The sequence below is a fragment of the Pseudomonas sp. MYb118 genome (genome assembly GCF_040947875.1).
GTDB lineage: Bacteria > Pseudomonadota > Gammaproteobacteria > Pseudomonadales > Pseudomonadaceae > Aquipseudomonas.
Genome location: NZ_JBFRXN010000002.1, coordinates 1244039 through 1257126, shown reverse-complemented (window position 1 = coordinate 1257126; position 13088 = coordinate 1244039). Strand labels below are relative to the sequence as shown.

10 protein-coding genes are annotated in these 13088 nt (G+C 62.5%); 8 read left to right on the top strand and 2 right to left on the bottom strand.

Annotated features, from left to right (window positions below):
- The first annotated feature begins 180 nt into the window (after positions 1-180).
- From ABVN20_RS11605 to ABVN20_RS11575, 7 genes are all read left to right on the top strand, one after another.
- Positions 181-1158 carry a dipeptidase gene (locus ABVN20_RS11605; RefSeq protein ID WP_175376594.1) on the top strand — a complete coding sequence of 326 codons (978 nt, stop codon included), beginning with the start codon at positions 181-183 and terminating at the stop codon, positions 1156-1158.
- A gap of 76 nt (positions 1159-1234) precedes the next feature.
- Entirely contained in the window at positions 1235-1765 is a 531-nt protein-coding gene (locus tag ABVN20_RS11600; RefSeq protein ID WP_007926354.1) for a DUF5943 domain-containing protein, read from the top strand.
- A 15-nt stretch (positions 1766-1780) separates the two neighbouring features.
- Positions 1781-3841: a dimethylglycine demethylation protein DgcA gene (gene dgcA, locus ABVN20_RS11595; protein ID WP_368555752.1), complete on the top strand. Its 2061-nt coding sequence runs from the start codon at positions 1781-1783 to the stop codon at positions 3839-3841.
- 172 nt (positions 3842-4013) lie between these two features.
- Entirely contained in the window at positions 4014-5960 is a 1947-nt protein-coding gene (gene dgcB, locus ABVN20_RS11590; RefSeq protein WP_368555750.1) for a dimethylglycine demethylation protein DgcB, read from the top strand.
- Positions 5960-7180: an electron transfer flavoprotein subunit alpha/FixB family protein gene (locus tag ABVN20_RS11585; RefSeq protein WP_368555749.1), complete on the top strand. Its 1221-nt coding sequence runs from the start codon at positions 5960-5962 to the stop codon at positions 7178-7180. The genes dgcB and ABVN20_RS11585 overlap by 1 nt, the downstream gene beginning before the upstream one ends.
- Before the next feature lie 15 nt (positions 7181-7195).
- Complete coding sequence (locus ABVN20_RS11580) at positions 7196-7966, top strand: electron transfer flavoprotein subunit beta (RefSeq protein ID WP_368555747.1); 771 nt, start codon at positions 7196-7198, stop codon at positions 7964-7966.
- 176 nt (positions 7967-8142) lie between these two features.
- Complete coding sequence (locus ABVN20_RS11575; protein ID WP_368555746.1) at positions 8143-8709, top strand: N-acetyltransferase family protein; 567 nt, start codon at positions 8143-8145, stop codon at positions 8707-8709.
- A 734-nt stretch (positions 8710-9443) separates the two neighbouring features.
- Here the strand turns inward: ABVN20_RS11575 and gbcA are convergent.
- The gene (gbcA, locus tag ABVN20_RS11570) at positions 9444-10739 is read right to left on the bottom strand and encodes a glycine-betaine demethylase subunit GbcA (protein WP_368555744.1); all 1296 of its coding nucleotides are present in this window, start codon (positions 10737-10739) and stop codon (positions 9444-9446) included.
- Between the two features lie 284 nt (positions 10740-11023).
- On the opposite strand from gbcA, the gene gbcB reads away from it, so the two are divergent.
- Positions 11024-12124: a glycine-betaine demethylase subunit GbcB gene (gene gbcB / locus ABVN20_RS11565; RefSeq protein ID WP_368555743.1), complete on the top strand. Its 1101-nt coding sequence runs from the start codon at positions 11024-11026 to the stop codon at positions 12122-12124.
- 128 nt (positions 12125-12252) lie between these two features.
- On the opposite strand, the gene ABVN20_RS11560 is transcribed toward gbcB, so the two are convergent.
- Positions 12253-13077 carry an SDR family oxidoreductase gene (locus tag ABVN20_RS11560; RefSeq protein ID WP_368555742.1) on the bottom strand — a complete coding sequence of 275 codons (825 nt, stop codon included), beginning with the start codon at positions 13075-13077 and terminating at the stop codon, positions 12253-12255.
- Positions 13078-13088: the final 11 nt, after the last annotated feature.

Genomic DNA, 13088 nt, shown 5'->3' with positions numbered 1-13088 from the left:
ATGCGCAAGCCCTTGAACAGGTGGCTCGTGTCGGCTGGCGACGACCCTTTGTCGCGGATTGACGCTTTCGGCAATTCCCCTGTCGTTTTTGCACCCGGCTGCCAAGGCACCGAGGCATATGCTGGCCCCAAAGCGCCGGCACACGATTCGGCGCATGAATCGACAATAGGGGACAGCCTGATGAGCCCAGCCGAGTTACACGCCGACAGCATCGTTATCGACGGGCTGATTATTGCCAAATGGAACCGTGAGCTGTTCGAAGACATGCGCAAGGGCGGTCTGACCGCAGCCAACTGCACCGTGTCGGTGTGGGAAGGCTTCCAGGCCACAGTCAATAACATCGCCGCCAGCCAGAAACTGATCCGCGAAAACAGCGACCTGGTGATCCCGGTGCGCACCACCGCCGACATCCGAAAAGCCAAGGAACAAGGCAAGACCGGCATCCTGTTCGGCTTCCAGAACGCCCACGCGTTCGAAGACCAGATCAGCTATGTCGAGATCTTCAAGCAGCTCGGCGTGGGCATCGTGCAGATGTGCTACAACACCCAGAATCTGGTGGGCACCGGCTGTTACGAGCGCGATGGCGGCCTGTCGGGTTTCGGTCGCGAAATCGTTGCCGAGATGAACCGCGTAGGCGTGATGTGCGACCTGTCCCACGTCGGCTCGAAAACCTCCGAAGAAGTCATCCTCGAATCGAAAAAGCCGGTGTGCTACTCGCACTGCCTGCCGTCGGGCCTCAAGGTTCACCCGCGCAACAAATCCGATGAAGAACTGAAGTTCATCGCCGACCACGGCGGTTTCGTCGGTGTGACCATGTTCGCGCCGTTCCTGGCCAAGGGTATCGACTCGACCATCGACGACTACGCCGAAGCGATCGAATACACCATGAACATCGTCGGCGAAGACGCCATCGGCATCGGCACCGACTTCACCCAGGGCCATGGCCAGGACTTCTTCGAATACCTGACCCATGACAAGGGCTACGCCCGCCGCCTGACCAGCTTCGGCAAGATCATCAACCCGCTGGGCATCCGCACCGTCGGCGAGTTCCCGAACCTGACCGAAACCCTGCTCAAGCGCGGCCACTCCGAACGGGTGGTGCGCAAGATCATGGGCGAAAACTGGGTCAACGTCCTCAAGGACGTCTGGGGCGAATAACCCGCCGCGCTGAATCCTTTTCCCCCGGCCGTCCGCGCCGGGGGCAACACCAAAATTTTTCTGGAGTTAAGTTTCCATGGCCAAGATCGCCCCGCAATTGCCTATCGAAGTCGACAGCGAAACCGGTGTCTGGACCTCCGACGCCCTGCCGATGCTGTACGTGCCGCGCCATTTCTTCGTCAACAACCACATGGGCATCGAGGAAGTGCTGGGCGCCGACGCCTATGCCGAGATCCTCTACAAGGCCGGCTACAAGTCCGCCTGGCACTGGTGTGAAAAAGAAGCCGAGTGCCATGGCCTGGAAGGCGTCGCGGTGTTCGAGCACTACATGAAGCGCCTGTCGCAACGCGGCTGGGGCCTGTTCAAGATCCAGGACATCGACCTGGACAAGGGCACCGCCAGCGTCAAGCTCGAACACTCGGCGTTCGTCTACGTGTACGGCAAGGTCGGACGCAAGGTCGACTACATGTTCACCGGCTGGTTTGCCGGTGCGATGGACCAGATCCTCGCCGCTCGCGGCAGCAAGATCCGCACCGTCGCCGAACAAGTCTACGGTGGCTCCGAAGAGGGCCACGACGACGGTTTGTTCACCGTCAAGCCGTTGTAAGTCGAGGAACCCGCCATGGCTTTCGAAGCAATGTTCCAGCCGATCCAGATCGGCAAACTGACCATCCGCAACCGCGTGATCAGCACCGCGCACGCCGAGGTCTATGCGACCGACGGCGGCATGACCACCGACCGGTACGTCAAGTATTACGAAGAGAAAGCCAAGGGCGGGATCGGCCTGGCGATCTGTGGTGGTTCGTCGGTGGTGGCCATCGACAGCCCGCAGGAGTGGTGGAGCTCGGTGAACCTGTCCACCGACCGCATCATTCCGCACTTCCAGAACCTGGCCGACGCCATGCACAAGCACGGCGCCAAGATCATGATCCAGATTACCCACATGGGCCGTCGCTCGCGTTGGGACGGCTTCAACTGGCCGACCCTGATGTCGCCGTCGGGTATCCGTGAACCGGTGCACCGCGCCACCTGCAAGACCATCGAGCCGGAAGAGATCTGGCGGGTGATCGGCAACTACGCGCAGGCGGCCCGTCGGGCCAAGGCCGGTGGCCTGGATGGCGTGGAGCTGTCGGCGGTGCACCAGCACATGATCGACCAGTTCTGGAGCCCGCGGGTCAACAAGCGTACCGACGAATGGGGTGGCAGCTTCGAAGGCCGCATGAAGTTCGGCCTGGAAGTGCTCAAGGCCGTGCGCGCCGAGGTCGGTGACGATTTCTGCGTGGGCATGCGCATCTGCGGTGACGAGTTCCACCCGGACGGCCTGTCCCATGAGGACATGAAGCAGATCGCCAAGTATTACGACGACACCGGCATGCTCGATTTCATCGGCGTCGTTGGCTCGGGTTGCGACACCCACAACACCCTGGCCAACGTGATCCCGAACATGAGTTATCCACCGGAGCCGTTCCTGCACCTGGCGGCCGGGATCAAGGAAGTGGTCAAGGTTCCGGTGCTGCACGCGCAGAACATCAAGGACCCGAACCAGGCCACCCGTATTCTGGAGGGCGGTTACGTCGACATGGTCGGTATGACCCGCGCGCACATCGCCGACCCGCATCTGATCGCCAAGATCAAGATGGGCCAGGTCGACCAGATCAAGCAATGCGTGGGCGCCAACTACTGCATCGACCGGCAGTACCAGGGCCTGGATGTGCTGTGCATCCAGAACGCTGCGACCTCCCGTGAATACATGGGCGTGCCGCACATCATCGAGAAGACCACCGGCAAGAAACGCAAGGTGGTGGTGGTCGGTGCCGGTCCTGCGGGCATGGAAGCGGCGCGTGTCGCCGCCGAGCGTGGCCATGACGTGACGCTGTTCGAGAAGAAGGAATTCATCGGCGGGCAGATCACCACGGCGGCGAAAGCCCCGCAACGCGATCAGATCGCCGGTATCACCCGCTGGTACCAGCTGGAACTGGCACGCCTGAAAGTCGACCTGCGCCTGGGCACCGCGGCGGATGCCCCGACCATCATGGACCTGCGCCCCGATGTGGTGGTGCTGGCGGTTGGCGGTCATCCATATCTTGAGCAGAACGAACACTGGGGCGCGGCTGAAGGCCTGGTGGTCAGCAGCTGGGACGTGCTCGACGGCAAGGTCGCGCCGGGCAAGAACGTGCTGGTCTACGACACCATCTGCGAATTCACTGGCATGTCCACCGCCGACTTCCTGGCCGACAAGGGCAGCCAGGTCGAGATCGTCACCGACGACATCAAGCCGGGCGTGGCGATCGGCGGTACGTCGTTCCCGACCTACTACCGCAGCATGTACCCCAAGGAAGTGATCATGACCGGGGACATGATGCTCGAGAAGGTCTACCGCGAAGGCGACAGGCTGGTGGCTGTACTGGAAAACGAATACACCGGCGCCAAGGAAGAGCGGGTGGTGGACCAGGTGGTCGTCGAAAACGGCGTGCGTCCGGACGAAGAGATCTACTACGCGTTGAAGGAAGGCTCGCGCAACAAGGGCCAGATCGACGTCGAGGCACTGTTCGCGATCAAGCCACAGCCTAGCCTTGCGCAGGACGGCGACGGCTACCTGCTGTTCCGCATCGGCGACTGCGTGGCCCAGCGTAACGTGCATGCGGCGATCTATGACGCGTTGCGGTTGTGCAAGGACTTCTAACGGCTTGCGCATGGCCCCTGTAGGAGCGAGCTTGCTCGCGATGGCGGTGTATCAGCCAACACTGATACCCACTGATACACCGCATCGCGAGCAAGCTCGCTCCTACAGGGCATCGGGCACGGCATCCAAGTAGTTTGGCCTGCAAGACCCCCGGTCTTTGGGAGCTTCACCTATGTTGAACACCCTTCTTCCAATCCTGTTGTTCGCCGCCCTGGGCCTTGCGGTCCTCGGCGCGTTGCGGCGGGTGGCCATGTGGCGTCGCGGCCGGGCCGCGAAGGTCGATCTGATCGGCGGCCTGTTCGCCATGCCCAAGCGCTACATGGTCGACCTGCACCACGTGGTGGCGCGGGACAAATACATCGCCAACACCCACGTGGCCACGGCCGGTGGGGCGGTGGCGTCCATCGTGCTGGCGATCCTGGTGCACGGTTTCGGCCTGCATAACCGCTGGCTCGGCTACGCGTTGCTGGTGATGACGGCGGTGATGTTCGTCGGCGCGATATTCGTCTACCGGCGTCGGCTCAACCCGCCGGCGCGGCTGTCGAAAGGGCCGTGGATGCGCCTGCCGAAAAGCCTGCTGGCGTTCTCGGCGTCGTTCTTCCTGGTGACCCTGCCGGTGGCCGGGATCCTCCCGGAAAACTTCGGTGGTTGGCTGTTGGCGGCGATCCTTGGCGTCGGTGTGCTGTGGGGCGTGTCCGAGCTGTTCTTCGGCATGACCTGGGGCGGGCCGATGAAGCACGCTTTCGCCGGTGCCCTGCACCTGGCCTGGCACCGTCGCGCCGAGCGCTTTGGCGGTGGCCGCTCCACCGGGTTGAAACCGTTGGACCTGAACGATCCGAGCGCCCCGCTGGGCGTGGAAAAGCCCAAGGATTTCACCTGGAACCAGTTGCTCGGCTTCGATGCCTGCGTGCAGTGCGGCAAGTGCGAAGCGGCGTGCCCGGCCTTCGCCGCCGGCCAGCCGTTGAACCCGAAAAAACTCATCCAGGACATGGTCGTCGGCCTGGCCGGCGGCAGCGACGCCAAGTTCGCCGGCAGCCCTTACCCAGGCAAGCCAATCGGCGAACACAGCGGTAACCCGCATCAACCAATCGTCAACGGCCTGGTGGACGCCGAAACCCTGTGGTCCTGCACCACCTGCCGCGCGTGCGTCGAGGAGTGCCCGATGATGATCGAGCACGTCGATGCCATCGTCGACATGCGCCGTCACCTGACCCTGGAAAAAGGCGCGACCCCGAACAAGGGCGCCGAGGTCCTGGAAAACCTGATCGCTACCGACAACCCCGGTGGCTTCGCTCCAGGCGGGCGGATGAACTGGGCGGCGGACCTCAACCTCAGCCTGCTCAGCGAGAAGAAATCCACCGACGTGCTGTTCTGGGTCGGCGATGGTGCCTTCGATATGCGCAACCAGCGCACCCTGCGCGCCTTCGTCAAAGTGCTCAAGGCGGCGAAAATCGACTTCGCCGTGCTCGGCCTCGAAGAGCGCGACAGCGGTGACGTGGCCCGGCGTCTGGGCGATGAAGCGACCTTCCAGCTGCTGGCCAAGCGCAACATCCAGACCCTGGCCAAATACAGCTTCAACCGCATCGTCACCTGCGACCCGCACAGCTTCCACGTGCTGAAAAACGAGTACGGCGCGTTCGACGGCAATTACCTGGTGCAGCACCACAGCACCTACATGGCAGAAATCATCGACGCGGGCGCGTTGAACCTCGGCCAGCACAAGGGCGACAGCGTGACCTACCACGACCCGTGCTACCTGGGCCGCTACAACGGCGAATATGAGGCGCCGCGCCAGGTGCTGCGCGCCCTCGGTATCGAGGTGAAGGAGATGCAACGTTCCGGTTTCCGCTCGCGCTGCTGCGGCGGCGGTGGCGGCGCGCCGATCACCGACATCCCGGGCAAGCAACGCATCCCCGACATGCGCATGGAAGACATCCGTGAAACAGGCGCCGCCCTGGTGGCCGTGGGTTGCCCGCAATGCACGGCGATGCTCGAAGGCGTGGTCGAACCCCGACCGTTGATCAAGGACATTGCCGAGCTGGTGGCGGACGCGCTGCTTGAAGAAGACGCGCCGAAAGCGGCCCCGGCGACCAAACGCGAACCTGCGGAGGTGCACTGATGAGCGACATTATCCGCCGCGACCCCCGTGCCGAATGGATTGCCCGTAACCGCCTGCACCCGCTGCATGCGGCCATGCAACCGGCGCAGCACAGCTGGATGGGGCCCAATGGCGTCATCCGCAAGAACCTGCACGGCATCGGCTTTATCGGCCCCAACGGCATCAAGCGCATTGACCGCAGCGGCGCCCAGCAGGGCGGCGGTGCCAAGCACTCGGCCAGCGTGGAAGTGCAACTGCCGCTGCATCAGGTGCCCGCGCCGGCGTTCTACATCAGCGTGGTGCCGGACATGGTCGGCGGCCGGCTGAGCAGCCACGACCGCGACTTGCTCGGCTTGGCGCACCAGTTGGCCGGCCAGGACGGCGCCGTGTTGGCGGTGGTGTTCGGCGAACACAAGGAAAGCGCTTTCGCCACGGCCGGCGTCGATCGCCTGCTGGTGCTCGAGGGCGACGAATACAGCGGTTATGCACCGGAGCAACGCATCCAGGCCCTGCGGGCTGTGGATAACCAGTTCAGCCCCCGGCACTGGCTGCTGCCGGACAGCCGCACGGGCGGTGGCGAACTGGGTCGGCGCTTCGCTGCCGCCGTCGGCGAACGCCCGGCGACGCGGGTCTGGCAGGTCAAGGATGAGCAATGCATCGGCCGTGCCGGTGCCGGCTTGCAGGACATAGCACGCCCTGTCGCGCGGCTGATCCTCGGTGCCGTTGAATGTGCCGAACCGGTCAGCGAAACCCGTCACGAAGCCTTGCCGGTGGAGTTATCCACAAGCGTGGCGCGCAGCTTGTCGCGCATCGAGGACCTGGGCGCGGTGGCCGTGGACCCGGCGGCGATTCCGATGGCCGAAGCCGAGTTCATTTTCTCCGGCGGCAACGGGGTCAAGGACTGGGAGCTGTTCCACAGAACTGCCGCTGCGCTGGGGGCGACCGAGGGCGCTTCGCGGGTGGCGGTGGACGATGGCTTCATGGCGCGCGACCGGCAGGTCGGCGCCTCCGGCACCTGGGTCACGGCGCGGGTCTACGTGGCCGTGGGGATTTCCGGGGCGATCCAGCACCTGCAAGGCATCGGTGCCTGCGACAAGGTGGTGGCGATCAACCTCGACCCCGGTTGCGACATGATCAAACGGGCCGACCTGTCGGTGATCGGCGAAAGCGCCGAGCTTCTTCAAGCCTTGATTGATGCGGTAGCGGCTTATCGCAACGACGCCAAGCGCGATGCGGCTTAAGGGAAGGAAAGGGTTATGAGCACGAAAATCGTCAGCCTGGTGTCCATCGGCGCCCACCCGACCTCCGGCCGTCCACGCCGCGCGGAGCAGGATGCGCGGGCGGTGGAACTGGGTTTGCAACTGGCTGGGGATAACTTGCAGGTGCTGCACGCCGGCGATGTTGCCGAGCCGGCGCTGCGTGCGTACCTGGGCATGGGCCTGGAGCAGATGCATGTGCTGGAACAACCGGCGGGCGCCGATGCGCTGCCGGCGCTGACCGCTTACTTGCGTGACGCCGGGGCCCAGGTGGTGCTGACCGGCAGCCAGGCGGAAACCGGTGAAGGTTCGGGCATGCTGCCGTTCCTGCTGGCGGAGGGCCTGGGCTGGCCGCTGGTGGTGGGGTTGGCGCAGGTGGAATCCATCGACGGCGGTTCGGCCCTGGTCCTGCAGGCGTTGCCCCGTGGCCAGCGGCGACGCCTTAAGGTGCGCCTGCCGTTCCTGGCCACTGTGGATAACGCTGCGCCCAAGCCCCGCCAGAGTGCCTACGGCCCGGCGCGGCGCGGGGTATTGCAGGCCGACGATGTCGAAGTGATCGACGACGAGCTGCTGGCGGTGGCCACGCTGCAACCGGCCAAGCCCCGGCCAAAACGCCTGAAAGTGATCAAGGCCAAGAGCGGTGCCGACCGCATGAAAGCCGCTACGGCCAAGGCCAGCGGCGGAGGCGGGCAGGTGCTCAAGGGCGTGTCCGCCCAGGCGGGTGCCGAGGCGATCCTCAAGTTGTTGATCGAGGAAGGTGTGGTGCGTTGATCACACCGACAATGCACAACTCTGTGGGAGCGAGCCTGCTCGCGATGGTCGTCAACGATAACGCTGGCTGCCTGACACCCAGCGGTGTCTGACACTCCATCGCGAGCAGGCTCGCTCCCACAGGGGAATTTCCACAGCAATTCCGCACAGTCTCCCACCCAGGAACCAGCCACCCTATGACCGTTGAATTCCGTCCTGCCCGGCGCAGCGATGCGCGGGAGATTGCCCGTCTGTTCCAGATTTCTTCCGAAGGCGCCGCCGATTACATCTGGAGCCAGATCGCCGAACCCGGGCAGCACTTGCTCGACGTCGGCGCCCAGCGCTATGCCCGCGATGATGTGGATTTCTCGTACCAGAACTGCCTGATTGCCGAAGCGGACGGCCAGGTCATCGGCATGATGCACAGCTATGTCATGCGCCATGACCCGTTGGCCGAACCCACCACCGACCCGGTGCTGGCGCCCTACGCCACGATGGAAATCCCCGATACCCTCTACATCTCCAGCCTGGCCTTGCATGAAGGCTGGCGCAGCCAGGGGCTGGGTCAGCGTTTTCTCGCCCATGCCCAGGAGCGTGCCAGCCGGCTGGGTCTCAAGGGCCTGAGCCTGATCGACTACGCCGTCAATACCGGCGCCCGGCGTTTTTACGAGCGTCACGGCTTTCGCATCGTCGATACCTGCCAGATCGCGCCGCATCCCATGATTCGGGTGACGGGTGATGCCTACCTGATGCAGTGGCCGTGAGGTTACCCACAATCCCTGTGAACGCTTCTGTGGATAACATGTTTGCCCCTCCCGCAAGGCCTTGGCAATCAAGGCCTGCGGGCCTTCGTACGAAAAATGATCAACCTAAGCTACGGTTTTTACGGGTTTTTTTACCCACGAAGTGCGGGAGTTGCCCCCAATCTCTGTTGGCGTATCTGTGGATAAGGTGTTCGCTGTCGCGTCGAGGCCTTGTGGGACGGGGCGTGTAGATGTTTGGTTGAAAATTAACCAAATTGGCCTTTGAGCCTTTGAAAAGTGCTGGGAGCCCTTGTTTTCAGAGTCTTTGAGCGGTTTTCCACAGCGGTGCGCAAGTTGCCCCCAAAGTCTGTTGGCCTTTCTGTGGATAACGTGTTCGCCATCCTTTGCAAGCCACGTGAATAGCGGATTACACGGCTTTGATCAAAAAATAACCATAAGTTATCCAGAGCTGTCTTTTTGGATAAGTCACGGTTTTTCTTCAGTTTCTGCAAGCAGAATGGATGACGTATCCACAGTTGTCCCCATTTGTTGTGGGTGGAGGTGTGGATAACTTGTTTGTGGAAGGCTGGGAGGCGCGGCGGGCTTAGTGCTGAATGAAATAGATCATATTTCGTACAGTTCTAGGCTTTGAGATATCTAGTGTTTGAAAGGACGCTTTCGCGGGCAAGCCCGCTCCTACAGTGGGTTTGGCGCAGAACCTGTAGGAGCGGGCTTGCCCGCGATGCTTTTTGCGATTAACCGCTGACCGCTACCCCTTTGAGGTAAGGCGCAGGCTCGGCCCCGAGGTTGTTGAGCATGCGGCCGCTGTACCAGTCGATGAAGTTCACCACACCGAACTCATAGGTCTTGGAGTAAGGCCCAGGCTGGTAAGCCGTGGAGTTGATGCCGCGCTGGTTCTCTTCGGCCAGGCGACGGTCCTGGTCGTTGGTGGCGTCCCAGACCTGGCGCATGCGCTCCACGTCGTAGTCCACGCCTTCGACGGCGTCCTTGTGCACGATCCACTTGGTGGTGACCATGGTTTCCTGGGCACTGATCGGCCACACGGTGAACACGATGATGTGGTCGCCCATGCAGTGGTTCCACGAGTGCGGCAGGTGCAGGATGCGCATCGAGCCCAGGTCCGGGTTCTTGATGCGGCCCATCAGTTTGGCGCAGCCCTGTTTGCCGTCCAGGGTCATCGACACGGTGCCCTTGAGCAGCGGCATGCGCACGATGCGGTTACGCAGGCCGAAGCTGGCGTGGGCGTAAGGGATCTTTTCCGCTTCCCAGGCCGCGGCGGAGGCAGCGACATGGTCCTTGAACGCCTGGTCGGCACGCGGGTCGGTGACGTCGTCCCATTCCAGCAGGGTTTTCAGCAGTTCCGGGTGCGACGCGTTGCAGTGGTAGCACTCGCGGTTGTTTTCCAGCACCAGTTTCCAGTTGGCCTTTTCCATCAAGGTGGTTTGCACCGCCACCTTGGTGTTTTCCATGTCGTACGGTTCCATGTAGTGGGTCAGCGTGGCCAGGAACTCGTCGATGGCCGGCGGGTTTTCCGCCAGGCTGATGAAGATGTAGCCGCCGGCGGTCTTCACGTTCACAGGCTTGAGGCCGTATTGCTTCATGTCGAAGTCGGCGCCCATTTCGGTGCCGGCGAACAGCAGGCGGCCGTCCAGCTCGTAGGTCCACTGGTGGTAATGACACACCAGCTTGGCGACCTTGCCCTTGTCGCTGGTGCACAGGCGCGAACCGCGGTGACGGCAGACGTTGTGGAAGGCATGTACCACGCCCTCGGCGCCACGGATGACGATGATCGGGTTCTTGCCGACCTGCAGGGTCAGGTAGTTGCCCTTGGCCGGGATCTCGCAGGTCATGCCGGCGATCAACCACTCTTTCTGGAAGATCTCCTGCATGTCGATATCGAACAGGCGCTCGTCCGAATAGAACGGTTGCGGCAGCGAGAAGGTGCGCTCACGTTCTTGCAGCATCTGCGCGGTGGCCTTGCGTGCGGGTTCCAGCGGATCGCCCAGGCTCAGGGTAGTAGTGACGTCCATCATTGTGATCCTCAAGGCCATTCTGTGTGGCCAGCGAAAGTGGCTAATCAGGGTTGCTACGCAAGGTGTCGAAGGTCTGTCTTGGTATGGGGCGAGTGTGGGGCCGGCGTGACCGATAACCTTATCCATGGGCGACATGGCCCAATCTGTTCCCGACGCGCAACCCCCGGTGGTTAAGGGCTGGTCGCGATAAGTATGTGAATGTCGCTGGTAGGTAAATGGGCGGTTTGCGCTATACGCAGAATCGCCAACATAAGGCCGACACTCGGCGGTGGAGAACAAGCATGTCCAATAACTTCCTGAACCCGGTAACCACCCAGACCTGGGCCAATGGTCGACACATTGTCCGTTGCGTCAAAGTCATCCAGGAAACCTGGGATGTGCGCACCTTCTGCTTCATGGCCGACCAGCCGATCATGTTCTTTTTCAAGCCGGGGCAGTTCGTCACCCTGGAGCTGGAGATCGAAGGCCAGCCGATCATGCGTTCGTACACCATTTCCAGCTCGCCGTCGGTGCCGTACAGCTTCTCGGTAACCATCAAGCGCGTGCCGGGCGGCAAGGTGTCGAACTGGTTGCACGACACCCTGCACGAAGGCCAGGAGCTGGCGGTGCACGGGCCGGTCGGGCTGTTCAACGCCATCGACTTCCCCGCGCCGAAAGTGCTGTATTTGAGCGGCGGTGTCGGCATCACGCCGTGCATGTCCATGGCTCGCTGGTTCTACGACACCAACGGCAACGTCGACATGACATTTATCCACAGCGCTCGCTCGCCCAAGGACATCATTTATCACCGCGAGCTGGAACACATGGCCTCGCGCATTGATAACTTCAGCCTGCACCTGATCTGCGAGAAGCACGGCCTGGGCGAGCCATGGGCCGGTTATCGCGGCTACCTGAACCACAAGATGCTCGAATTGATGACGCCCGACTTCATGGAGCGCGAAGTGTTCTGCTGCGGCCCGACGCCGTACATGAACGCGGTCAAGCGCATGCTCGAGTCCGTTGGTTTCGACATGAAGCGTTATCACGAGGAATCCTTCGGTGCCACGCCGGAAGAGGCCCGCGCCGACGCGGTAGAACAAGCCGAACAGGCGGCGGATGCCCCGGAAGTCGATGCGGCGGACCTGCATCAGGTGGAATTCATTTCCTCGGGCAAGAGCATTCGCGTGGCTCCCGGCGAAACCGTGCACGCGGCGGCGGCCAAGGTCGGCCTGCTCATCCCCAAGGCCTGCGGCATGGGCATCTGCGGCACCTGCAAGGTGTTGAAGTTGGGGGGCGAGGTGGAGATGGAGCACAACGGCGGGATCACCGAGGAAGACGAAGCCGAGGGGTACATCCTGTCGTGCTGCAGCGTGCCGAAGGGCGATGTGCGGATCGAATTCTGATACCCCCCCGCTTTCTGTAGGAGCGAGCTTGCTCGCGATGGTCATTAACGATGACGCTGGCTGTCTGAAACCCAGCGGTGTCTGGACTACCATCGCGAGCAAGCTCGCTCCTACAGGTTTCGGTGTGTTCAGTCGATGAATAGATCCGGCATCAACGCCTCGCTGCTACCCGGTTCGAACCGGTAGTGCTCGAACTCGCTCACGCCGTTCTCGCGCAATACCTGCTCGTCTATCATCAACCGCCCGGTCAGGCTGCGGCCAGTGCTGGCGAGGATCACGTGCGCGGCATCGGCCATGATCGCCGGGGTCCTGGCGTGCTTGAACGATTCGCGTGAGCCCAGTTGAAACTCGATGGCGGCCGTGGCGATCATGGTTTGCGGCCACAGCGAATTGACGCTGATCCCGAAGTTACGAAATTCCTCGCTCATCCCCAGGGTCAGCATGCTCATGCCGTACTTGGTCACGGTGTACGGGCTGTACTGGGCGAACCACTTGGCATCCAGGTTCAGCGGCGGCGACAGGTTGAGGATGTGCCCGGCGGATTTCTTCAGGTAGGGCAGGGCGGCCTGGCTGCACAGCAGCACGGCGCGGGTGTTGATCTGGTGCATCAGGTCGAAGCGCTTGAGTTCCAGGTGCGCCACCCCGGTCAGCTTGATGGCGCCGGCGTTGTTGACCAGCGCATCAATGGTGCCGAAATGCTCATTGGCCTGGGCCAGCGCCTGCTGCACGGCCATCTCGTCACGCACGTCCACTTGCAGGGCCAGCGCCTTGCCGCCAGCGGCCTCGACTTCCGCGGCCACGCTGTGAATCGTGCCCGGCAACTTGGCATGCGGCTCGGCGCTCTTGGCGGCAATCACGATGTTGGCGCCATCGCGCGCGGCGCGCAGGGCAATCTCGCGACCAATCCCACGACTGGCACCGGTGATGAACAGGGTTTTGCCTTGCAATGACATGCGCATGCTCC